Annotated in this window: 23 protein-coding genes; all 23 read left to right on the top strand. The window is 45.5% G+C overall.

Going from position 1 to position 22,337, the window contains the following annotated elements:
• Position 1: 1 nt before the first annotated feature.
• The 23 genes from fliH (at position 2) to FLM48_RS14155 (ending at position 22,333) form a co-directional block, all read left to right on the top strand.
• Positions 2-988: a flagellar assembly protein FliH gene (gene fliH / locus FLM48_RS14265; protein ID WP_179025094.1), complete on the top strand. Its 987-nt coding sequence runs from the start codon at positions 2-4 to the stop codon at positions 986-988.
• The gene (gene fliI, locus FLM48_RS14260) at positions 969-2,309 is read left to right on the top strand and encodes a flagellar protein export ATPase FliI (RefSeq protein WP_179025093.1); all 1,341 of its coding nucleotides are present in this window, start codon (positions 969-971) and stop codon (positions 2,307-2,309) included. Before fliH ends, fliI begins: the two co-directional genes overlap by 20 nt.
• Positions 2,310-2,326: 17 nt before the next feature.
• Positions 2,327-2,773: a flagellar export protein FliJ gene (gene fliJ / locus FLM48_RS14255; protein WP_179025092.1), complete on the top strand. Its 447-nt coding sequence runs from the start codon at positions 2,327-2,329 to the stop codon at positions 2,771-2,773.
• A gap of 159 nt (positions 2,774-2,932) precedes the next feature.
• Positions 2,933-4,627, top strand: coding sequence for a flagellar hook-length control protein FliK (locus FLM48_RS14250; RefSeq protein ID WP_179025091.1), 1,695 nt, complete (start codon positions 2,933-2,935; stop codon positions 4,625-4,627).
• 73 nt (positions 4,628-4,700) lie between these two features.
• A complete protein-coding gene (fliL, locus tag FLM48_RS14245; protein WP_179025090.1) occupies positions 4,701-5,222 on the top strand; it encodes a flagellar basal body-associated protein FliL in 522 nt (173 codons plus the stop codon).
• 37 nt (positions 5,223-5,259) lie between these two features.
• Entirely contained in the window at positions 5,260-6,288 is a 1,029-nt protein-coding gene (gene fliM / locus FLM48_RS14240) for a flagellar motor switch protein FliM (RefSeq protein ID WP_179025089.1), read from the top strand.
• A 53-nt stretch (positions 6,289-6,341) separates the two neighbouring features.
• Positions 6,342-6,725 (top strand): flagellar motor switch protein FliN, encoded by a 384-nt coding sequence (fliN, locus tag FLM48_RS14235; RefSeq protein WP_028771710.1) that lies wholly within the window; start codon positions 6,342-6,344, stop codon positions 6,723-6,725.
• An 8-nt stretch (positions 6,726-6,733) separates the two neighbouring features.
• On the top strand, positions 6,734-7,108 hold the full coding sequence (fliO, locus tag FLM48_RS14230) for a flagellar biosynthetic protein FliO (protein WP_028771711.1): 375 nt from the start codon (positions 6,734-6,736) through the stop codon (positions 7,106-7,108).
• Positions 7,102-7,851, top strand: coding sequence for a flagellar type III secretion system pore protein FliP (fliP, locus tag FLM48_RS14225; protein ID WP_028771712.1), 750 nt, complete (start codon positions 7,102-7,104; stop codon positions 7,849-7,851). Before fliO ends, fliP begins: the two co-directional genes overlap by 7 nt.
• Before the next feature lie 8 nt (positions 7,852-7,859).
• Complete coding sequence (locus FLM48_RS14220; RefSeq protein ID WP_028771713.1) at positions 7,860-8,129, top strand: flagellar biosynthetic protein FliQ; 270 nt, start codon at positions 7,860-7,862, stop codon at positions 8,127-8,129.
• A 54-nt stretch (positions 8,130-8,183) separates the two neighbouring features.
• Complete coding sequence (gene fliR, locus FLM48_RS14215; protein WP_028771714.1) at positions 8,184-8,981, top strand: flagellar biosynthetic protein FliR; 798 nt, start codon at positions 8,184-8,186, stop codon at positions 8,979-8,981.
• A complete protein-coding gene (gene flhB, locus FLM48_RS14210; RefSeq protein ID WP_179025088.1) occupies positions 8,981-10,114 on the top strand; it encodes a flagellar biosynthesis protein FlhB in 1,134 nt (377 codons plus the stop codon). Before fliR ends, flhB begins: the two co-directional genes overlap by 1 nt.
• 179 nt (positions 10,115-10,293) lie before the next feature.
• Positions 10,294-12,393: a flagellar biosynthesis protein FlhA gene (flhA, locus tag FLM48_RS14205; protein WP_028771716.1), complete on the top strand. Its 2,100-nt coding sequence runs from the start codon at positions 10,294-10,296 to the stop codon at positions 12,391-12,393.
• An 11-nt stretch (positions 12,394-12,404) separates the two neighbouring features.
• On the top strand, positions 12,405-13,790 hold the full coding sequence (gene flhF, locus FLM48_RS14200; RefSeq protein WP_028771717.1) for a flagellar biosynthesis protein FlhF: 1,386 nt from the start codon (positions 12,405-12,407) through the stop codon (positions 13,788-13,790).
• Between the two features lie 4 nt (positions 13,791-13,794).
• Complete coding sequence (locus FLM48_RS14195; protein ID WP_028771718.1) at positions 13,795-14,676, top strand: MinD/ParA family protein; 882 nt, start codon at positions 13,795-13,797, stop codon at positions 14,674-14,676.
• On the top strand, positions 14,669-15,388 hold the full coding sequence (locus tag FLM48_RS14190) for an RNA polymerase sigma factor FliA (protein WP_028771719.1): 720 nt from the start codon (positions 14,669-14,671) through the stop codon (positions 15,386-15,388). The genes FLM48_RS14195 and FLM48_RS14190 overlap by 8 nt, the downstream gene beginning before the upstream one ends.
• Before the next feature lie 42 nt (positions 15,389-15,430).
• Positions 15,431-15,814 (top strand): chemotaxis response regulator CheY, encoded by a 384-nt coding sequence (cheY, locus tag FLM48_RS14185; protein ID WP_084632447.1) that lies wholly within the window; start codon positions 15,431-15,433, stop codon positions 15,812-15,814.
• A 13-nt stretch (positions 15,815-15,827) separates the two neighbouring features.
• Positions 15,828-16,565 (top strand): protein phosphatase CheZ, encoded by a 738-nt coding sequence (locus tag FLM48_RS14180; protein WP_028771721.1) that lies wholly within the window; start codon positions 15,828-15,830, stop codon positions 16,563-16,565.
• A 15-nt stretch (positions 16,566-16,580) separates the two neighbouring features.
• Complete coding sequence (locus tag FLM48_RS14175; RefSeq protein WP_179025087.1) at positions 16,581-18,752, top strand: chemotaxis protein CheA; 2,172 nt, start codon at positions 16,581-16,583, stop codon at positions 18,750-18,752.
• A gap of 74 nt (positions 18,753-18,826) precedes the next feature.
• Positions 18,827-19,933 (top strand): chemotaxis response regulator protein-glutamate methylesterase, encoded by a 1,107-nt coding sequence (locus FLM48_RS14170; RefSeq protein WP_179025086.1) that lies wholly within the window; start codon positions 18,827-18,829, stop codon positions 19,931-19,933.
• A 100-nt stretch (positions 19,934-20,033) separates the two neighbouring features.
• Positions 20,034-20,471, top strand: coding sequence for a hypothetical protein (locus tag FLM48_RS14165; RefSeq protein WP_179025085.1), 438 nt, complete (start codon positions 20,034-20,036; stop codon positions 20,469-20,471).
• A 58-nt stretch (positions 20,472-20,529) separates the two neighbouring features.
• The gene (locus FLM48_RS14160) at positions 20,530-21,321 is read left to right on the top strand and encodes a ParA family protein (protein ID WP_028771725.1); all 792 of its coding nucleotides are present in this window, start codon (positions 20,530-20,532) and stop codon (positions 21,319-21,321) included.
• Positions 21,305-22,333 carry a chemotaxis protein CheW gene (locus FLM48_RS14155; RefSeq protein ID WP_179025084.1) on the top strand — a complete coding sequence of 343 codons (1,029 nt, stop codon included), beginning with the start codon at positions 21,305-21,307 and terminating at the stop codon, positions 22,331-22,333. Before FLM48_RS14160 ends, FLM48_RS14155 begins: the two co-directional genes overlap by 17 nt.
• Positions 22,334-22,337 lie beyond the last annotated feature (4 nt).

Raw genomic sequence — 22,337 nt, 5'->3', positions numbered from 1 at the left:
TATGGCCAATGACGACGATAAAGCAGCTAAATCAGCCAGCGTGTCTCAAGATGATGGTGAGTTTCATCATTGGCATATACCGGATGTTACTCAGCAGATCCCAGCCGATACATTAAATGCTTTTGGGCGCCGCGACGCAGTAAGAGAAGTCGTTGAAGAGCCTGAGGCAATTAAGCCACCGACACTTGCGGAAATAGAACAGATTCGCGCTGAAGCTGAACAAGCTGGCTTTACTGAAGGTGCAGAAAAAGGTCACGCTGAGGGGCTAGAACAAGGCCGTTTAACTGGGCTCGAAGAAGGTCATCAACAAGGCTTTGAGCAAGGCAAAGAGCAAGGCTTGCAGGAAGGACTTAATCAGGCAAGTCAGCTTATCGAGCAGTTTAACCATATTATTGAACAGTTTGCAGCGCCACTGAGTTTGCTTGATACTGAAATTGAGTTAGAGATGGTTAACCTGAGCCGGGCTTTGGCTCGCTCAGTGATTGGACATGAACTAACTACTCACCCTGAACATGTGCTGGCGGCTTTACGTCATGGTGTTGACTCCCTACCGATAAAAGATCAAAACATCAATATCCGCTTACATCCAGATGATCTTGCCATCGTCAATACCCTGTATGAGCAAGCGCAATTAGATAAGAATCGTTGGCAGCTTGAAGCTGATCCAAGCTTATCTGCGGGGGATTGCGTGATTGATAGTCAACGCAGCAGTGTAGATATGCGTTTGCAAACTCGCATGGACTCGGTGCTAAGTGATGTTGATGGCCATTTAGAAAGATTACAAAAAGAGCAACAGGCTAAGCTTGATGCACTTGCAAAACCCAGTGCAGAGCAACATGAAGCTGAAGTAAATCACGCCGAAATGACTGCTCAAGAGCCCGTGCCCGCCGAGCAAACTGAAGTCGACCAAGCGGGTGTTGAGCCGGTGTCAGCCGAATCAGCAACGACTGATACAGTGGAAAATCCTGATGAAAGCCCGTCAGCTTAATCTTCTTAACCAGCTTAAAAACTACACGGCTAAAGTACCACACTTTATGCCGGAGGCAAGTGGTCAGCTAGTCAGAGTTGTGGGGTTAACGCTAGAAGCATCGGGTTGCCGAGCGTCTGTTGGCAGTTTGTGCAGCATAGAAACCATCACTGGTGATCTGGTTGCTGAAGTCATTGGATTTGATGATAAATTGCTCTACTTGATGCCCATTGAGGAACTCAGTGGGGTATTGCCTGGCGCCAAAGTTACCCCACTAGGTGAGCAAGCTGGTATTCCTGTTGGGTTATCGCTACTCGGACGAGTCTTAGATGGCAACGGCCAACCGCTTGATGGCGCCGGTGCACTGCATACAGAGCAGCATGCTCCACGTCAATCTACCGCCATTAATCCGCTCGCGCGGCGGGCGATCACCCAACCGCTGGATGTTGGCGTGCGCGCCATTAATGCGATGCTAACCGTGGGCAAAGGCCAACGTATGGGTCTGTTTGCGGGTTCGGGTGTCGGTAAAAGTGTGCTGCTAGGCATGATGACTCGCGGTACCACCGCAGACATTATTGTGGTTGGCTTAGTAGGTGAACGTGGCCGCGAGGTGAAAGAGTTCATTGAAGAGATTTTGGGGGAACAAGGTCGCGCTCGCTCTGTTGTTGTCGCAGCGCCTGCCGATACCTCGCCGCTGATGCGATTAAGAGCCTGTGAAACCTCAACTCGCATCGCAGAGTACTTTCGTGACCTGGGTTATAACGTGTTATTACTGATGGATAGTTTGACGCGCTACGCCCAGGCGCAACGTGAAATTGCCTTAGCAGTGGGCGAGCCACCTGCGACCAAAGGTTATCCGCCATCGGTTTTTGCAAAACTGCCTAAACTGGTTGAGCGTGCAGGTAACGGCGGTGGCAAGCAGGGCTCCATCACCGCATTTTATACCGTATTAACCGAAGGTGATGATTTGCAAGATCCAATTGCCGATGCCGCAAGGGCAATCTTAGATGGCCATATCGTATTGTCGCGTACTCTAGCTGACTCCGGTCATTATCCAGCCATTGATGTTGAAGCTTCAATTAGTCGTGTTGCGCCGATGGTGATCAGCGCTGAGCATTTAGAAGCGATGCGAAAAGTGAAACAAGTGTATTCACTGTATCAACAGAATAAAGATCTTATCTCAATTGGGGCCTACACTCAGGGAAGTGATCCTCGTATTGATAATGCCATACGTTTACAACCGGCAATGAATGCGTTTCTACGTCAAACTATGAAAGAAGCGATAACCTTTGATAGTAGTGAGTTAATGCTCAACCAACTAGGAGCGCAGTGCCAGGCATAGGGCATTACGAATAATTGATGGCCAAACCCGATCCGCTGCATACGGTATTAAAGCTCGCTAGCGAAGCAGAAGATCAAGCTGCTTTGCAGTTAAAAAGCGCGAGGCTTGATCTACAAAAATCTCAGGCGCAACTAAGCGCTTTGCAAAATTACCGTTTAGATTACATGAAGCAGATGGAAGGTCAGCAGGGTCAGCAAATCAGCGCCAGCTACTATCATCAATTTCATCAGTTTGTTCGTCAAATCGATGATGCCATCACTAAGCAGCACCTTGGGGTGGCTGAGGCCAACAAACAAGTGACCTATCGACAAAATCATTGGCAAGAGAAACAACAGAAACGTAAAGCGGTAGAGCTACTGTTAGAAAAGAAAGCGATGCAGGCCGCAACAAAAGCCCATAAAGCAGAGCAAAAAATGTTTGATGAATTTGCATCTCAGCAATATTTTAGACAATCTCGCCGTTAATCTACTTTTATTTCCCCAGCCTCAATATTCTATCGCCTCTATGCTTTCAAGTGGCACCATAATTGCAATGGTTTATACCAATAACTCCCAATCTGTATGGGTTTTTGACACTGTAAGCTGAACTGCAGTTCGTCATCGTGTAACGTCTGCGGAGGAACCATGACCCAAATGAACAATATTTTGCTGGCTAAATCTGACACCAAAAGCGATGTGGGATCAGACAGCCAATCCATCAAATCTAACAGCCTGCTGAGCAGTGATGCGACGGGAGAGGCCACTAAGCAAACGAAAAATAACGACTTTTCCTTTGCGATGGAACAAGCCGCAAAAGGCGAGAGTAAAATGCCGACTAGGCAAACTGTCACTGCCGTTGAGAGTAAGCAACCTGAATCGACTAAAGCCGAGACAGATGAAGTTGTGGTGGACAATGAGCAATTTAATAGCGATGACTCTGCAGATATTGACCTAGTACTGTCTCAAATTAATTTAGCCAACGCTGTAGCAGAAGAGTCTTTGCCAGATGATAGCGGCGAATCATTGCCGCTTGATGATGGGGAGGATTTGTTTGTGTCGCAGCAGGTTATTGATAGCGGCAAACAATTACAGAGCGATGAGGAATTGCTTACGTTAGTTTCTATGCAAACAGGCATGTCGAAACAAGAGCTTATTGCCCTTCCGCCTAAAGATTTTCTGCAGTTAGTAAGTCAAATAGGGACTGAAGATAAGCCAATTATACAAGCCACTGAGCTGACTAATCTGGTTCAAAATGCAACGGAACCCCAAGCAAAATCGAATTTAACCGTTGAAGAACAACAAAAGCTCCATGCTGCACAACTATTAGCTGTAGAGGAATTAAAGCGACAAGGGCATGCAGCGGATAAAAGCACCTTAGCAGCTGATGTCGATCCCAAGACCAAATCAGATGCAAGCGTGCTTGCACAAGCGACAGGCTTGGCATCAGAAAAAAATGTTGATGCCAAAGTTCTAGACAAGCATGCGGTGAGTCAGGTTAATCAGTCAGCTGTCGGCGTTGAAAAAACTGCCGCTGCCGGGGGGTCTTCTACGGCACCATCAGCATCAATAAAGAATATATTGGGTGAAGATACTAGCAAAGGGGTAACAGCCAGCAATTCTGCTACCTCAAGTAGCGACGATGTGAGCATTAAAAAAGTCGCAGCGTTAAGTAATAGCAATGTATCATCAGGCGAACTTCAAGCTGCAATGCAATTAAAAGATGCCAAGTTAGCCGTCAGTCTGAATGCCAATGGTAGTCTAGACAATAGTGCTATTGCTGAGGCAAAAGATACCACTAGTACTCACTCAATCTCAGCTGAGCAAAAAGCTAACCCATTGTTTACCGCGACCCAGCAGATCAATCGTAATGAAGTGGCGCAAATTCAAGTTTCTATAAGAAGTCAGCATGAAGGCGCCCAGCAGATGCAGGATATGATTCAAAAATTCAGTCCAGTAATGCGCCAGCAGCTAGTGACTATGGTCAGCCAGGGGATTCAGCATGCCGAAATCCGGCTAGATCCGCCCGAGCTTGGGCAAATGATGGTAAGAATTCAGGTTCAGGGCGATCAGACTCAGGTGCAATTCCAGGTGGCTCAGCATCAAACAAGAGATATCGTTGAGCAGGCCTTACCCAGACTAAGAGAGATGCTGGCTGAGCAAGGAATGCAATTAACCGACAGTGATGTATCTCAACAGCAGCAGGGCGAGGAAGGTGCTGATGGCGAGCAAGGTCAAAATGGCTTGCTAGGGAATGAAATGGATGAAAATACAGCAGAAGAAACTCTTTTGGCGGCGAATCAAGCAACTACTTATCAATCGGGTATAGATTATTACGCATAAGCAGGTAACCTATAGAGATTAAGGTTGAGCAATAAGTTCAAACCCGTGAGGGATGATTGATAGGGGAATTGAGATGGCCGAAGAAGAATCACTAGAGTTAGAAGATAGCGAAGCGCCCAAAAGCAAAAAGAAAATTATCATTTTTGCCGTGATAGGATTGGTTTTGGCGCTGGTTATTGCTGGGGCTTTGTGGTTTTTCCTTAGTGGTGATGATGAAGCGGCAGCAGCTGTAGGTAGCGACGAGGCTGTGGAGCAGGTTGAAGAAGTCAATCAAGGCGAAGCGTTCTATGTGGCGATGCCAAGGCCGTTCGTGTTCAATTTACCTGGAAAAACTCGCTCGCGGTTAGTGGAAATCAAAGTGCAGATGATGGTGAGGGGCGCAGATGATGACGTACTCATTAAGAAGCACATTCCACTTATAGAAGATGCGCTGTTAACCACTTTTAGTGGTTCGGATGAACAAAAACTTAGCTCGCTTGCGGGTAAAGATGAATTGCGTCAGTTGGCATTGCTGAATGTGCAAAATACATTGCAACCGGTGACAGGGCGTAAAGTGGTAGAGAAAGTATTATTTACTGGTTTTGTAATGCAGTAATTGATGAATGCATTATGTGGATAAATAAGGCTCTAATGTGAGTGATTTATTAAGTCAAGACGAAATTGATGCGCTGCTGCATGGTGTTGATGACGTAGAAGAGGAAGATACGGGTGATGGCAGTTTAGATGCGCGCTCCTATGATTTCTCTTCCCAAGACCGAATTGTTCGTGGTCGTATGCCTACGTTGGAAATCGTTAACGAACGATTTGCGCGGCATTTGCGCATCAGCATGTTTAATATGATGCGCCGCGCTGCAGAGGTATCGATCAATGGCGTTCAAATGCTCAAGTTCGGCGAATATGTACATACCTTGTTTGTACCGACCAGCCTCAATATGGTTAGATTTAGTCCGTTAAAAGGTACCGCGTTGATCACGATGGAAGCTAGGCTAGTTTTCATTTTAGTGGACAATTTTTTTGGTGGTGACGGGCGTTTTCACGCCAAGATTGAGGGCCGTGAGTTTACCCCTACCGAAAGACGTATTGTGCAACTGCTGCTAAAAATCATCTTTGAAGATTACAAAGATGCATGGGCACCGGTTATGGACGTAGAGTTTGATTATTTAGATTCAGAAGTTAACCCGGCGATGGCGAACATTGTTAGCCCGACAGAAGTTGTTGTTGTCAGCTCATTTCATATTGAAGTTGATGGTGGTGGAGGCGATTTCCATATTACGATGCCGTACTCCATGATTGAACCCATTAGGGAGCTGCTAGATGCCGGTGTGCAAAGTGATACTCAAGATACCGACATGCGCTGGTCACAAGCATTAAAAGATGAAATCATGGATGTCGAAGTCGGTATTGATGCCACTGTGGTAGAGCATGAAATCACGCTTAAACAAGTGATGGAGTTAAAAGCTGGCGATGTCATTCCAGTGGAAATGCCTGAGCATATCGTGATGCGAGTAGAAGATTTACCGACTTATCGGTGTAAGTTAGGCCGAAGTCGAGAAAACTTAGCATTAAGCGTAAGTTCAAAAATCCCACGGCCAGAGACCGTTAAATCTGAGTTACAGTTGGTCACGCGTAAAGGTAAAGCGCGTGAGAGACAAGAAATCTAAATTATAGTATGGCGCTTAAAAATCAGCGACATAAGTAAAAAAGGTAAGTAAACATGAGTACAGAAGATACAGGTGATGATTGGGCTGCTGCAATGGCAGAGCAAGCAATAGAGGAAGCGCAGGCTGTTGAGCTCGATGAGCTTGCTAATGAGTCAGCGCCTTTGTCAGAAGATGATGCTGCTAAGCTCGACGCGATTATGGATATCCCGGTGACTATTTCCATGGAAGTTGGTCGCAGTTTTATTAGCATTCGTAACTTATTGCAGTTAAACCAAGGTTCAGTTGTGGAGCTTGATCGTGTTGCCGGTGAGCCCCTTGATGTGATGGTGAACGGTACATTAATCGCTCATGGTGAAGTGGTGGTTGTGAATGACAAGTTTGGTATCCGACTTACAGATGTGATTAGCCAAACAGAGCGCATTAAAAAATTAAAGTGAGGCGTTAAATGAGTATTTCATCATGGGCTGTGACCACAGTAAGTGCCGCAGCTCCTGCCACACTGGAAAAAGAGCCGGCAATCACCACCATGGCCAATATGCTGGGTGGTTTAATCGTTGTTTTAGTGATAATTTTTGTTTTGGCTTATATTGTAAAGCGCTTGAAGCTGGTACCCACTAGCCACGGTGCATTAAAAACAATTGCGGTAACACCTTTAGGTCAACGAGAAAAAATGGTGTTGGTTGAAGTCGATGGCCAGCAATATTTACTTGGGGTGACGCCGCAACAAGTAAACCTGATTGATAAGTTGGAACATCCTGTACATATTGAGCAAGAATCTTTTGCCAGCCGATTAAGACAAGCGAAGTCATCACAATCATGAAATGGATACTGATAACGTTAGGGATTATAGCATTTAGCCTGTCAGGTCAGGTGAGTGCACAAGAGGGTATTTTGCCTGCAGTGACAGTGACTACCGGTCCTGATGGTTCAGCGCAATACTCGGTGACTATGCAGATATTGTTGCTGATGACCGCACTCAGCTTTTTGCCCGCGATGGTCATTATGCTGACGTCATTCACCCGTATTATTGTCGTGTTATCTATTCTACGCCAAGCAATTGGCTTGCAACAAACCCCTTCAAATCAAGTGCTAATTGGTATGAGTCTCTTTATGACTTTTTTCATCATGGCGCCGGTATTTGATAGGATTTATTCTGAAGCGGTCACGCCTTATATGAATGAATCAATGAATATCGAGCAGGCCTTTGATTCGGGCAAAGGGCCTTTGAAAGAGTTCATGCTGGCACAAACGCGGCTTACCGATTTGGAAACTTTCATTGAAATTTCCGGTTATCAAAATATCAATGAGCCTGAAGATGCGCCTATGAGTGTGCTCATCCCTGCGTTTATTACCAGCGAATTGAAAACGGCGTTTCAAATCGGATTCATGCTTTTCGTGCCGTTTTTGGTATTGGACTTAGTGGTGGCGAGTATTTTGATGGCTATGGGTATGATGATGTTGTCGCCGATGATCGTATCTTTGCCCTTTAAGATCATGCTGTTTGTTCTTGTGGACGGCTGGAGCCTGGTAATGGGCACGCTGGCTAATAGTTTCGGGGTTTAAGGAATGCTATGACACCTGAAGCACTGATTGATATTTTCCGTGAAGCACTATCGGTCATTGTGACCATCGTATCGATGATCATTGTTCCCGGCCTCATTGTCGGGTTAGTGGTTGCGGTATTTCAGGCTGCAACGTCAATTAACGAACAAACATTAAGTTTTTTACCCCGTCTGCTGACGACTTTATTTGCCCTGATGATCCTCGGTCATTTGCTGGTTCAGACCATGATGGAGTTCTTTTTTGAGATGGTCAACATGATACCCATCGTGGTTGGCTAATGCTATGTCTTACATTGGCTTAGCTCGTGTAGTCGCACATGGAGGCAGTGGATAGTGGAAATACTCATGTCTACTATTATGCAAACCATCGCCGGTTATATGTGGCCATTTTTTCGTGTATCGAGCATGCTGATGGTGATGGCGGTTTTTGGAGCGAATACCACTCCGGCGCGAGTGAGACTCTTACTCGCTGTCGCGATTACTTTTGCCATTGCCCCGGTTTTACCACCGGTAGAGAATACCGAACTATTCGCATTGAGCGCCGTGTTTGTTACCGCGCAACAGATCTTGATTGGCGTCGCAATGGGGTTTGTTACTTTATTGGTTATGCAAACGTTCGTGCTAACTGGCCAAATCATTGGTATGCAAACCAGTTTGGGTTTTGCCTCTATGGTTGATCCAGGCTCAGGTCAACAAACACCGGTTATTGGTAACTTTTTTTTGTTATTGACCACCATGATATTTTTGGCGGTCGATGGTCACCTCACTTTAATTAGAATGCTTGTCGCCAGCTTTGATACCATTCCTGTTTCAGCACAAGGAATTGCGGTAAGCAGTTATAGAATGTTGGCTGAATTTGGCGGTTACATGTTTGGCGCGGCGTTAACGATGTCAATTTCCGCTATTGTGGCATTACTGCTGATTAACCTCTCTTTTGGCGTGATGACCAGAGCGTCACCACAACTTAACATTTTTGCCATTGGCTTCCCGGTAACTATGGTTAGCGGATTACTCATTTTATGGCTTACCTTAACGCCAATAATGGCGCATTTCGATGATGTCTGGACCGCAGCACAAATTTTATTGTGCAACTTAGTCGGGCTGCAATGTCGCGTTGATGGGAGTTTCTGATGGCTGAGAACGATAGCAGTCAAGAAAAAACAGAAGAGGCTACCGCCAGGCGACAGCAACAAGCTCGAGAAAAAGGCCAGGTTGCACGCTCAAAAGAATTAGGGACGTCCGCAGTATTGATGGCGGCAGCGGTGGGTTTTGCGATGCTAGGCCCAGGGCTGGCAACCGCGCTACACAGTCTAATGGAAAATCTGTTTATCATGGACCGTGCTGAAATCTATGATACCAACTCAATGTTTTTGGTGTGGGAGCTAGTGGGTCAAGAGCTAGCTGTACCGATGTTGACCTTGATATTGTTTATGGCGTTGGTGGCATTTATTGGCAATATTGTCCTTGGGGGAATTACCTTCTCAGTCAAAGCATTTATGCCAAAAACCAGTAAGATGAATCCGATGTCGGGCTTCAAACGTATGTTTGGTGTGCAAGCACTGGTGGAGCTGACAAAAGGCATTGCCAAGTTTTCTGTTGTGGCAGCAATGGCTTATTTTCTTCTTAGCTATTACTTCAATGATATTTTGACTTTATCTCAGGGATATTTACCCTCCAATGTGTACGATGCCTTAGATTTACTAATATGGATGTTTATTGTTCTTTGCTCCTCTACTGTGATTATTGTGATAATCGATGTGCCTTTTCAGATATGGAATCACAGTAAACAGCTGAGAATGACCAAGCAAGAGGTCAAAGATGAATATAAAGACACCGAAGGTAAGCCCGAAGTAAAAGGCCGTATTAGGCAACTGCAACATGAGATGGCCCAGCGCCGGATGATGGCGGAAGTCCCCAATGCTGATGTGATTGTGGTTAACCCAGAGCATTATGCCGTTGCGGTAAAGTATGATGCAGTAAAAGCGACAGCACCGTTTGTCGTGGCTAAAGGCGTGGATGATGTTGCCTTTAAAATTAGGGAGATCGCTCGAGAGCATGAAGTCGCCATTGTCTCTGCACCGCCTTTAGCCCGAGCTATTTTTCATACCACCAAGATAGATCAAGAAATCCCTGAGGGGTTGTTTACTGCCGTTGCCCAAGTATTGGCGTATGTTTTCCAGCTAAGGCAATTTCAAAAGCATGGTGGTAAGCGACCCACGCCCGTGCCGCTTAATCAACCAATCCCCGACGAACTCAAACACTAGCTCGCCAACTTGTTTTGTACAATTGTTGTTCAAATGTATCTTTATTTTAAAACAGTCACTTATTTGTTTTTTTAAATGTAATTTACCGCAATCAACAGGTATAATTTGCTTCTGTGTCCCCAGGTTGGCTTGAAACTTGCTGAATCAGGGTTAGATGTCAAAGTTTGGACGCTTGGTGAATGGATCTTAAAGCTGGCTTAGGTCAAATAAAACAAATAAAACCCGCAACATTTAAAGGTGTGGGTACACCAATTCTCGTATTAGCTGCGTTGGCAATGATCGTACTGCCAATGCCTGCATTCCTGTTGGATATTCTATTTTCGTTTAATATCGCGCTAGCGTTAGTGGTATTGCTGGTCGCCATTTATACCGATAGACCGTTAGATTTCGCTGCGTTCCCCAGTGTGCTTTTAGTTGCAACGTTATTGCGTCTGGCGCTTAACGTCGCTTCAACCCGTGTCGTGCTACTTGAAGGGCACAATGGCGGTGATGCAGCTGGTAAGGTCATTGAAGCATTTGGTAGTGTGGTTATTGGTGGTAATTATGCCGTTGGTCTCGTGGTGTTTTTAATTCTGATTATTATTAACTTTGCGGTAGTAACCAAAGGTGCCGGTCGTATTTCTGAGGTAAGTGCTCGCTTTACACTCGATGCCATGCCTGGTAAGCAAATGGCAATTGATGCTGACTTGAATGCCGGGATATTAAACCAAGAACAAGCACGAGTACGCCGAGCGGAAGTGACCAAAGAAGCCGATTTCTATGGTGCAATGGATGGTGCGTCAAAGTTTGTAAAAGGGGATGCTATTGCCGGTATTCTTATTCTGGTAATTAACATACTGGGTGGCTTTGTCATCGGTATGGTTCAACATGATTTGGATTTCTCTTCAGCGATTGAGATATACACCTTGCTGACCATTGGTGACGGCTTAGTGGCGCAGATCCCAGGTTTATTGCTATCTATTGCAGCTGCCTTAATGGTGACCCGACAAAATGAATCTGGTGATATGGGCCAGATGATGATGAGTCAGATGTTCGATAATCCTAAGTCTCTGGCGATTGCTGCCGGCGTCCTGTTGATTATGGGTATTGTTCCGGGCATGCCACATTTTGCATTTCTTTCTTTTGGCGTTATCACAGCAGCCGCTGCTTATTACATCTACCGTAAAAAGGAAAAAGAGCGTGAAACTGCCTTAGAGCTGGCCAAAACGGCGCCAGCCACACCAGCAGATGCTAAACCTAAAGAGCTTAGCTGGGATGATGTGCAGCACGTTGACACTATTGGACTTGAAGTTGGCTATCGTTTGATTCCTTTGGTTGATAAGGGTCAAGGTGGCGAACTGCTGAGTCGGATAAAAGGTGTGCGTAAGAAGCTGTCACAAGAGTTGGGCTTCTTGGTGCCTGCTGTACATATTCGCGACAATTTAGACTTAGCACCCAATATGTACCGTATCTCATTGATGGGCGTAGCTTCAGGTGAAGCAGAAATTCGACATGATTGTGAGTTGGCGATTAATCCCGGTCAAGTTTATGGCAGTTTAGATGGTGTAGCGACAACAGATCCCGCCTTTGGTCTAGAAGCCGTGTGGATTGCGCCAGAGCTGCGTGAACATGCGCAGACGCTAGGTTATACCGTAGTTGATGCGGCAACGGTGGTGGCGACACATTTAAGCCAGCTTCTCACTAATAACGCCTCTAAGCTACTGGGTTATGAGGAAGTGCAGCAGTTGATGGATATGTTGGCTAAACACTCGCCCAAATTGGTTGACGGTTTCATCCCTGATGTGATGCCTTTAGGCACCGTGGTCAAGGTGATGCAAAACTTGCTTAATGAAGGTGTGTCCATCCGCGATATGAAGACAATAGTACAAACCTTGTTAGAGTACGGCACTAAGAGTACCGACACTGAAGTACTAACCGCTGCGGTACGCATTGCGTTGAAGCGTATGATTGTTCAAGAAATTAGTGGGCCAGAGGAAGAGATCCCCGTCATAACTTTGGCGCCAGAGTTGGAACAGATGTTGCATCAGTCTATGCAAGCAACGGGCGGCGAAGGTCCAAACATTGAACCTAGCCTGGCGGAGCGGATGCAAAAGTCATTATTAGATGCATCACAGCGCCAAGAAATGGTGGGTCAACCTGCTATTTTGCTCACATCAGGTATGCTGCGTTCAACATTATCGCGCTTTGTAAAGCATACTATTCCAAATCTCAGGGTGATCTCCTATCAAGAGGTACCTGATGAAAAGCAAATACGTATTGTATCTGCGGTTGGTCAGTAGAGGGTTTGTAAGTGAAAATTAAACGATTTCTGGCAAAAGACATGCGCACAGCGCTAGCACAGGTTAAAGAAACACTGGGTTCAGACGCGGTGATCATGTCCAATAAGAAAGTCACTGGCGGCATCGAAATTGTGGCTGCAGTCGACTACGATGAGCCCAAGCCTCAAACGCAAGCCAAACCTGCTGCTCAACCTGCTTTTATGAATCTGGCAGAAGAGAAGGTTTCTATTGGGCAAAAACCTGCGGTCAAAGCTGAGTCTAAAGCGAAACCCACGCCACCGGCAGACTCTTTACAAGCACTATTAGAGCGTCAACAGAGCCGCGTCAATCAGCATGTTGGTAAAATTGACGAAGAGCTGGATATGCCTGAATGGGCTAAGGGATTAAGTGCCGCTGTTGAAGAGACTAAACCGCATCAGCCAAAACTTGATGAAACGCGCTATGTCAGCAAACCCCAGTCTAAAGATAACAGTCAAGAATTTGAATTGATGCGCGAGGAGCTTGCGTCATTGCGAGACTTGCTGACGCACCAAGTGACATCTTTGATGTCTGAGCAGAAAAAACGCACCGACCCTGTTGGCGCAATGCTTGAGAGCCGATTATTAGAGGCGGAGTTTTCCGTTGACGTTGCTAAGAAGCTATCAGCACTCAGTGAGCACTACCAACCGGCTGATCTTGTCCGTACTTTGCCACAAAGTTTAGCAAATATGCTAGACAATCAAGGTGATGATATAGTTAGGCAAGGTGGTGTTGTAGCTTTCGTTGGCCCAACAGGGGTAGGGAAAACTACTAGTGTTGCCAAATTAGCGGCGCGATTCGCTGCAAAACATGGTTCAGATCAAGTCGCATTGATTACAACGGACCATTATCGAATTGGAGCCTTTGAGCAATTGGCAACCTATGGCAAAATAATGGGGTGCCCGGTTAAACAGGCCCACGATCTTAATGAATTAGAACAGATACTTTATCAATATCGTAATCGCAAGCTAGTATTGATAGATACCGCTGGTATGAGTCAACGAGATGTGCGACTTTTTCAGCAACTAGATAATTTAGCAGCAAATAGCAGATTACCTATTCGAAGTTATCTGGTACTGTCGTCTACAAGCCAGCGACGTGTGCTCGAAGACGCTGTAAAACAATTTACGAGAATACCGCTATCAGGAGCGGTATTAACCAAACTCGATGAGTCGGTTTCGCTAGCACCAGCATTAAGCGTATTGATTCAAAGTGGGTTACCATTAAGTTATGTGACAGATGGCCAGCGAGTGCCAGAAGATATGCAAGTGGCCGACACTTTGGCTTTAGCCAATAAAGCACTGTCTGTTTTAGATAAGAAAGAACGACCTGTACAACACATTGAACGGTCTGAAGAAAGGACCTATGCATTTGAGTAAAGCAATGACTCGGGATCAAGCAAGCGGTTTACGTATTATGAATCAACCATATAACGAAAAAGTAAAAGTAATAGCCGTAACCGGTGGTAAAGGCGGCGTGGGTAAAACCAGTGTCTCTATTAATACAGCGGTGTCGTTAGCAGAAAAAGGCAAGCGCGTGCTTGTACTAGATGCTGACTTGGGCCTGGCAAATGTCGATGTCATGTTAGGTTTGAGGGCTGAGCGCAATTTATCCCATGTGTTATCGGGTGATGCTGAGCTAGACGACATTATCGTACGAGGTCCTAAAGGCATTGGCATTGTCCCTGCAACGTCTGGCACGCAAGCCATGGTTGAGCTAACACCTGCTCAGCACGCGGGATTAATCCGAGCATTCAGCGAAATGCGCACTCAATTTGATGTGCTCATAGTTGATACTGCAGCAGGGATCTCAGACATGGTTCTGAGTTTCTCTCGGGCCTCTCAAGATGTGTTAGTCGTGGTGTGCGATGAGCCTACCTCGATTACTGATGCCTATGCGTTGATAAAAATCTTAAGCCGAGAGCATGGTGTATTTAGATTTAAAATTGTTGCCAATATGGTAAGAAGTTTGCGCGAGGGCATGGAACTTTTTGCTAAGCTCAGTAAAGTAACTGATAGATTCTTGGATGTGGCTTTAGAACTGGTCGCCACGATTCCGTTTGATGAAAACTTACGTAAATCAGTGCGGAAACAAAAATTGATTGTCGAAGCTTTTCCTAAGTCACCGGCAGCCATTGCATATCATGGTCTAGCGAACAAAATTATTAGCTGGCCCATTCCGCAACAACCTGGTGGTCATTTAGAGTTTTTCGTTGAGCGATTAGTACAGCGCCCTGAGTACCAAGAGGACCGTGCGAGTGAGTAAAGCCGCTGCGTATACTTGTTTGGATAATAAGACGTCTATCGTAGAACAGTATGCACCGTTGGTTAAGAGAATTGCCCACCATTTGATGGCAAGATTGCCTGCTTCAGTGCAACTCGACGATTTATTGCAAGCAGGCATGATGGGCCTACTTGAAGCTTCGACTAAGTTCGATGGTAGCAAAGGCGCTAAGTTTGAAACGTTTGCTGGCATCCGTATTCGTGGCTCGATGTTAGATGAAATTCGCCGTGGTGATTGGGTTCCTCGGTCTGTACACCGTAATCAACGCCGTGTCGCTCAAGTCATTGATGAGCTAGAACAAGAGCTTGGTCGCGATGCTAAAGATCATGAAATAGCAGAAAGACTTGATATGTCTTTAGATGAATACCATCATATTCTTAATGATGTCTCAGTTGGCAAAGTCGTTGGTATTGAAGATCTAGGTGTATCGGTCGATGTAATATCACAAGAAGATAAAACAGACGATGATGCTTTCGATTCTTTAGCAAAAGAAGAGTTTCATACTGCGCTGGTGGAAGCAATTAAGTTGTTACCCGAAAGAGATGGATTAGTTTTGTCGCTATACTATGACGAAGCGTTAAATTTAAAAGAGATTGGTGCAATTCTAGATGTTAGTGAATCTCGTGTTAGCCAGATACATAGTCAGGCGATGTTGAGATTAAAAGCTAAACTAAAGCATTGGACCAAAACATAATAAATATTAGAGCAATATAATAACCGTTCCGTGGAGGAAACCTTGGACAAGAATATGAAGATTCTCGTCGTTGATGACTTTTCAACAATGAGACGCATCATCAAGAACTTGTTAAGAGACTTGGGGTTTAACAACACCCAGGAAGCAGACGATGGCTCAACAGCATTACCTATGCTGCAAAAGGGCGATTTTGACTTTGTTGTAACAGATTGGAATATGCCTGGTATGCAAGGTATTGATCTTCTAAAAGCCATTCGTGCCGATGAAGAACTGAAAAACATTCCTGTGCTAATGGTTACAGCTGAAGCTAAGCGCGAGCAAATTATTGCTGCGGCTCAAGCGGGTGTGAACGGCTATGTCGTTAAGCCATTTACCGCTGCGACTCTTAAAGAGAAATTAGACAAAATTTTCGAGCGACTTGGTTAAACAAGGTTGAGCTATGCAGGCACAAACGTCGGGGTTAATAACCCTAGAACAAGCTCAAAAACTCGTTGAATTACTTGAGTCTAATGAGCAAGAGCAAGCTGACGAAATTGTCAGGGAGCTAGCAAGTCCGATTCAAAAAGAGTTGTTTGATGAAGTTGGTCGATTAACCCGCCAACTTCACAGCGCGATTGTCGATTTCCAAGTGGATAGTCGTCTGGTAGAACTGGCCAACAGTGAAATTCCAGATGCGAAAGAGCGCTTGAACTATGTCATCGATATGACAGAGCAGGCTGCCAATAAGACGATGGATGCAGTTGAAGAGTCTTTGCCGCTTGCTGATGCGCTAACAAGTAATGTTCAAGCAGTAAAACCTTCATGGGATCGCTTAATGAAGCGTGATTTGGAACTGCATGAATTTAAGGCATTGTGCCACGACGTACAGCAATTTATAGAACGCAGTGAAGCAGATTCTAATCGATTAAAAGAATTGCTGAATAACATTCTATTGGCGCAAGATTTCCAAGATTTGACCGGGCAGATGATTCGTCGAGTCATCGAACTTGTTCGCGAAGTAGAAAATAACTTAGTGTCGATGTTAACTGTATTTGGTGAGCAGCCTGACACCGAAAACGAACAACTAAAAGATAAGAATGTAGAGGCCGAAGGCCCAATAATGAACGCTGAGCAGCGGGATGATGTAGTGACAGGGCAAGATGAAGTCGATGACCTGTTGTCGAGCTTAGGGTTCTAATTAGGAGTCAAGTTAATGTCATTTGATGTTGATGAAGAGATACTGCAGGACTTTTTGATCGAAGCGGGTGAGATACTTGAGCTTCTTTCTGAGCAATTAGTAACACTTGAGAATAACCCTGATGATACTGAATTGCTCAATGCAATCTTCAGGGGGTTCCATACCGTTAAAGGTGGTGCAGGCTTTTTGAGTCTAACCCCTATGGTTGACGTATGCCACGAGGCAGAAAACACCTTTGATTTGCTAAGAACAGGCAAACGTAGCGTTTCTGCGGAATTAATGGACGTCATTCTTCAAGCTGTTGACTCAATCAACTCAATGTTCGCTCAAACGCAGGCGGGAGAGCAACAAGACCCAGCAGAACCTGAGCTATTAGCAAACCTTAAGTTACTCAGTGCTGGCGAGCTATTGCCATCGGAAGGTGGTGCAGTTGAGGCAGCCCTAGTAGAAACTGTTGTAGAAGAGGTTGTAGTTGAGCCTGAAGCGCCCGCAGCGGTTGAGTCTATTGCCGGCGATGGCAGCATTGATGACATTGACGAATCTGAGTTTGAAGCCTTACTTGATGCATTACATGGTAATGGTCAAGGCCCATCGGCTTCGCCAAACACTGCACCTGAACAGCCAAGCACGGCCGCAGCCAGTGATGATATTACTGATGATGAGTTTGAATCGCTACTGGATGAATTGCACGGCTCTGGTCAATTCAAAAGTGCTGCACAATCAGCGCCAGAAGAAAAAGTAGCGCAACCAGCAGTTGATTCTGATGATATTTCAGACGATGAGTTTGAGCGTTTACTTGATGAACTACATGGCTCAGGGGCAGGGCCTGGCGCATCTGCTGAAAAAGCCGCGCCAGCGGTTAAGCCCGCAGCGCCCAAGCCTGCCGCCCCTAAAGCTGCACCAGCTGCGCCATCACCCGCACCAAAACCTGCTGCCAAACCCGTAGCCAAGGCGCCAGCTGCAAAAGAAAAAGCTGCAGGCAAAGCGCCTGCTGCAAATATGCCGCAAGCAGAAACCACAGTGCGTGTTGATACCGCAAGACTTGACCAAATCATGAACATGGTAGGTGAGTTAGTCTTGGTGCGTAATCGATTATTGAGTTTGGGTATTTCTCGTGATGACGAGGATATGTCTAAAGCGCTCGCAAACCTAGATTTAGTGACTGCCGACCTACAAGGTGCGGTAATGAAAACACGTATGCAACCGATCAAAAAAGTATTTGGTCGTTTCCCACGAGTGGTACGTGATTTAGCGAGAAGTTTAAGTAAAGAAATTGACCTACGAATGATTGGTGAAGACACCGATCTAGATAAAAATCTCGTAGAAGCATTAGCCGATCCTTTGGTTCACTTAGTGAGAAACTCTGTGGATCACGGTATCGAAATGCCTGATGAGCGAGAAGCTAACGGTAAAGAACGTACCGGTACTATTACGCTTTCTGCAAGTCAGGAAGGCGATCATATTCTGCTTAAAATCGAAGATGATGGCGCGGGAATGGATCCTGAAAAGCTCAAGCAAATAGCCATCAGCCGCGGTGTGTTAGATGAAGATGCAGCCGCTAGGATGTCAGATGCTGAAGCGTATAACCTTATTTTTGCTCCAGGTTTCTCCACTAAGGTAGAAATTTCGGATATTTCCGGCCGTGGTGTGGGCATGGATGTGGTTAAGACCCGTATTGCTCAGCTTAACGGTACGATTCATATTGACTCGCTTAGAGGGAAAGGCACGCGGTTAGAGATTAAAGTGCCGCTAACATTAGCCATCATGCCAACATTGATGGTTGAAGTCGCCGAGCAAGTATTTGCCTTGCCACTATCTAGTGTGAGTGAGATTTTCCATTTAGATTTAACTAAAACTAACATTGTTGACGGCCAGTTAACCGTGATTGTTCGGGATAAAGCGGTACCGTTATTCTATTTAGAGCATTGGCTAAGCCGCAAGCCCGAGACTTTCGCCCATGGCGAGAAAGCGCATGGACATGTCGTAATCGTCCAGTTGGGCACCATGCAAATAGGGTTTGTTGTTGATTCGCTTATTGGCCAAGAAGAAGTGGTGATCAAACCACTTGGTACATTGCTGCACGGGACTCCAGGTATGGCAGGTGCAACCATAACATCAGATGGTGGTATTGCACTTATTCTTGATGTTCCGGGTTTGCTAAAGCACTACGCAAAAAATAAGAAGTAATTTAATTGGCACCCAGCTTTTAGCTGGGTGGCCCTGAGAAGTCAAAGATTGCGTGGCTTGTTAAAGGATAATTGATGGGTGTAAAAGTATTAGTTGTAGATGATTCGAGCTTTTTTCGACGCCGAGTCAGTGAAATTGTCAGCAAAGACCCAGACCTAGAAGTGATTGGTACGGCAGCTAATGGTGCCGAAGCCGTAAAGCTAGCCGCTCAGTTGAAACCGCAAGTGATTACCATGGATATCGAAATGCCAGTGATGGATGGTATCACTGCAGTTCGAGAAATCATGGCAACCACTCCTACGCCTATCTTAATGTTCTCTTCATTAACGCATGATGGCGCAAAAGCCACATTGGATGCGTTAGAAGCTGGTGCATTAGATTTCTTGCCGAAACGTTTTGAAGATATCGCCACCAATAAAGATGACGCAATAAAGCTGCTTCAACAACGTGTTAAAGCGTTGGGGCGACGTCGAATTTTCAGACCGATAGCACCTCGTACCACAACGCCTAAACCTGTAGCTCCTGCGGCACGTTCCACTATCCCTGAGCGAGAGCGAACTGTTCCTGCAACTCAGCGTTCAAAAGCAGTATTAAGAGCTAGCGGTAAAAAGTACAAACTGCTTGCGATTGGTACTTCCACTGGCGGTCCTGTTGCATTACAGCGAATTTTGACGCAGTTACCAGCAAACTATCCACATCCCATATTGTTAGTACAGCATATGCCCGCAGCTTTTACTCCGGCTTTCGCTGCGCGTTTAAACGGATTGTGCAAAATCAATGTTAAAGAAGCGCAGTCGGGTGATCAGTTGCAAGCTGGATGTGCTTATCTTGCGCCCGGTGGAATGCAGATGATGTTAGATCGCGGTGGCAGTTATGGGCGTATCAAAGTGGTTGCCGGTAGCGCTGATATGAATTACAAGCCTTGCGTCGATATTACCTTTGCATCGGCATCAAAGCTGGTCGGTGGCGATGTATTGGCCGTCGTATTAACCGGAATGGGCGCAGATGGCAGGGAAGGGGCGCGAATGTTAAAGAGCGCCGGGGCGACAATTTGGGCCCAAGATGAAGCCAGTTGTGTGGTGTATGGCATGCCACAAGCAGTGGCATCGGCAGGGTTATCGAGTCAGTCAATTGCCTTGGATGATATGGCTGACGCAATCTTGAGAGAGTCTGGTGGTTAGAGAGCGTCGAAAAAGTAATACTAAATATTTGTTGGTATTATTTTTAATGTGCATTGCGCTGTTTGCTGTGACTAGTTTATATCTTGAGCAGCGCAATTCGATGGCACTATTGAATGCGCAGATTCAAGAGTTGCAAAAGAATCAAGTGTTGCTGATGGTTCCAGAAGAGCACTCACAAGCTTTGGCTAAATGGATGCAAGACAACCCTAATGCGACCGAATTACTGTTAGAACAAGTTAATCCTGGCTCTGAGGCTCGTGTTGCCATTGGACCTGGCGTAACAGAAGTTAAGCATGCAGATCATGAAGTAGGGATTGAAGCCAAAACGATTGACGAGACTGAGGTGGCTTATCCGGCTAGAGTTGCTCCGCAAGCGGTTGAGAAGCAACTTAGTGAACCAGTGGAACAAAAGCCAGCGACAAAAGACAGTGATACTTCCGAAATTGGCACAACCACTTTGTCGGAAGATGATGAAGGGGTAAAAGTGATTAGTCTGCCCCACGGCGGGATTAGAATCACTACCCGAGAAGACAACTAAATTTCTTTAGTCTTTTTGACTAGTTAGATGATTTATATCATCAGGTAAGGGAACATTTTTGAAAATCTGGACTATCGCGAATCAAAAGGGTGGGGTTGGCAAAACAACGACAGTTGCCAGCTTAGCTGGTGCGCTGGCGAAGCGTGGTAAGCGAGTGTTGATGATCGATACTGATCCCCATGCATCGTTAGGTTATTACTTAGGCATAGACTCTGAAGAAGTAACCGGTTCGCTGTATGAATTGTTTTTATCACATAAAACCATGAACAAGGCGCAAGTAGAACAACATATTGTCTCCACTAAGGTAGAAGGTATTGATTTACTTCCCTCTACCATGGCCTTAGCGACGTTAGACCGCTCCCTTGGTCATCAAGATGGCATGGGACTGATACTGACAAAACTATTGGCGTTAGTAGAACAACAGTACGATGTGGCCATTATTGACTGCCCACCCGTATTAGGAGTGTTGATGGTGAATGCATTGGCGGCCAGTCAGCACATTATCGTCCCCGTACAGACAGAGTTCTTGGCGATAAAAGGTTTGGACCGCATGGTGAAAACGATGACGCTGATGGGTCGGTCCAAGAATATTCAATATAGCTATACCATTATTCCAACTATGTATGATCGCCGTACCAAAGCATCATCTGCTGCACTGCAGCAGTTAGGCAAAGATTACCCTCAGGTGTTGTGGCAGGATATTATTCCAGTCGATACAAAATTTCGTGATGCCAGTTTAGCTCACCTCCCAGCATCACATTATGCCCCCCATACACGTGGTGTTAAGGCCTATAATCGATTGCTGGATTACTTGCTAACCAAGGAGTTTGCCCATGTCAAACTCAGTTGATGAGGCAGTTTTTGATTACTTTTCTATACTATTGAATGACAAAGAAGAAAAGCAGCCGAAGAAGCCAGATCCTAGCCATGATTCACAAATTAGTGTAGCAAGCGATAATAATGATAAAAATACTGTCATAGAACAGCCTGTTGGTGAAAAACGCGATGGGCAAATGCGAAGTGACATTGTTGCTGAAAAAGCCGTAGAACATCGTGATATAGCAGCGCCGGTGAAAATTACAGCCCCACAAGTACAGCCTCAACGTAATAGAGACAGTATTTCAGCAAAAGAATATAAAGAGGCGGTCGATACCAAGGCACTGGAGCAATTACTCGCATCGGTTAATAGTGATGACGATAATGCTAAACAAAAAGTGGCGGCGGCCGCTAAAACCATAACAGTCAATGACGTTAAGCCAAAAATTGTTGAGCCTAACGTTGATAAAGTCAAAGAGCCACAGCCAGTTGAAACAGTTTCACCGGTTCAAGAGGTTGTCGTTGAGACCGCACCCGCAACACAAGTCGGTAGTGCGCCGCCGGCAGCGACAGAAGACTTGATTGAAAAGTTAGATGATGAGTTTCAGGTGTTGTTTTTCAAAGTGGCAGGGTTGACCCTTGCAGTGCCATTAGTCAGCTTAGGCGGAATTGTTAAGTTGCAGCGGGTTAATCACATTATGGGACGGCCTAGCTGGTACCATGGTGTACAGGCACACCGAAATTCCCAGCTGAATGTGGTGGATACTTGTGCTTGGGTCATGCCAGAAAAGTATGACGAAAACTTAAAAAACAGTGTAGATTATCAATACGTTGTTGTTTTAGAAGACAGTAATTGGGGGTTAACTTGTGAGTCACTAGTTAACTCCGTGAGAATTCTAAAATCTGAGGTTAACTGGCGGACTAAGCCAGGTAAAAGGCCTTGGTTAGCGGGTGTAGTGAAAGAGCAAATGTGTGGCATACTTCATGTGCAAGCCCTCATTGAGCTATTAAATTTAGGTTTAGGTAGTCAGGACGCGATTGACTGAGGTA

It is taken from the genome of Shewanella sp. Scap07 (assembly GCF_013394145.1).
Classification (GTDB): domain Bacteria; phylum Pseudomonadota; class Gammaproteobacteria; order Enterobacterales; family Shewanellaceae; genus Shewanella; species Shewanella waksmanii.
Note: the sequence above shows the minus strand (reverse complement) of the source record. Positions and strands in the feature narration are given on the sequence as shown.

What these genes read in the sequence shown, in the direction of transcription:
- fliL (WP_179025090.1), top strand. Translation starts at nt 4,701, where the DNA reads ATGGCCGAAGAAGAATCACTAGAGTTAGAAGATAGCGAAGCGCCCAAA.
- FLM48_RS14170 (WP_179025086.1), top strand. Translation starts at nt 18,827, where the DNA reads ATGGGTGTAAAAGTATTAGTTGTAGATGATTCGAGCTTTTTTCGACGC.
- fliO (WP_028771711.1), top strand. Translation starts at nt 6,734, where the DNA reads ATGAGTATTTCATCATGGGCTGTGACCACAGTAAGTGCCGCAGCTCCT.
- FLM48_RS14175 (WP_179025087.1), top strand. Translation starts at nt 16,581, where the DNA reads ATGTCATTTGATGTTGATGAAGAGATACTGCAGGACTTTTTGATCGAA.
- FLM48_RS14250 (WP_179025091.1), top strand. Translation starts at nt 2,933, where the DNA reads ATGACCCAAATGAACAATATTTTGCTGGCTAAATCTGACACCAAAAGC.
- flhB (WP_179025088.1), top strand. Translation starts at nt 8,981, where the DNA reads ATGGCTGAGAACGATAGCAGTCAAGAAAAAACAGAAGAGGCTACCGCC.
- FLM48_RS14195 (WP_028771718.1), top strand. Translation starts at nt 13,795, where the DNA reads ATGACTCGGGATCAAGCAAGCGGTTTACGTATTATGAATCAACCATAT.
- FLM48_RS14180 (WP_028771721.1), top strand. Translation starts at nt 15,828, where the DNA reads ATGCAGGCACAAACGTCGGGGTTAATAACCCTAGAACAAGCTCAAAAA.
- fliJ (WP_179025092.1), top strand. Translation starts at nt 2,327, where the DNA reads ATGGCCAAACCCGATCCGCTGCATACGGTATTAAAGCTCGCTAGCGAA.
- fliI (WP_179025093.1), top strand. Translation starts at nt 969, where the DNA reads ATGAAAGCCCGTCAGCTTAATCTTCTTAACCAGCTTAAAAACTACACG.
- fliH (WP_179025094.1), top strand. Translation starts at nt 2, where the DNA reads ATGGCCAATGACGACGATAAAGCAGCTAAATCAGCCAGCGTGTCTCAA.
- flhA (WP_028771716.1), top strand. Translation starts at nt 10,294, where the DNA reads ATGGATCTTAAAGCTGGCTTAGGTCAAATAAAACAAATAAAACCCGCA.
- FLM48_RS14220 (WP_028771713.1), top strand. Translation starts at nt 7,860, where the DNA reads ATGACACCTGAAGCACTGATTGATATTTTCCGTGAAGCACTATCGGTC.
- fliN (WP_028771710.1), top strand. Translation starts at nt 6,342, where the DNA reads ATGAGTACAGAAGATACAGGTGATGATTGGGCTGCTGCAATGGCAGAG.
- FLM48_RS14165 (WP_179025085.1), top strand. Translation starts at nt 20,034, where the DNA reads ATGGCACTATTGAATGCGCAGATTCAAGAGTTGCAAAAGAATCAAGTG.
- FLM48_RS14155 (WP_179025084.1), top strand. Translation starts at nt 21,305, where the DNA reads ATGTCAAACTCAGTTGATGAGGCAGTTTTTGATTACTTTTCTATACTA.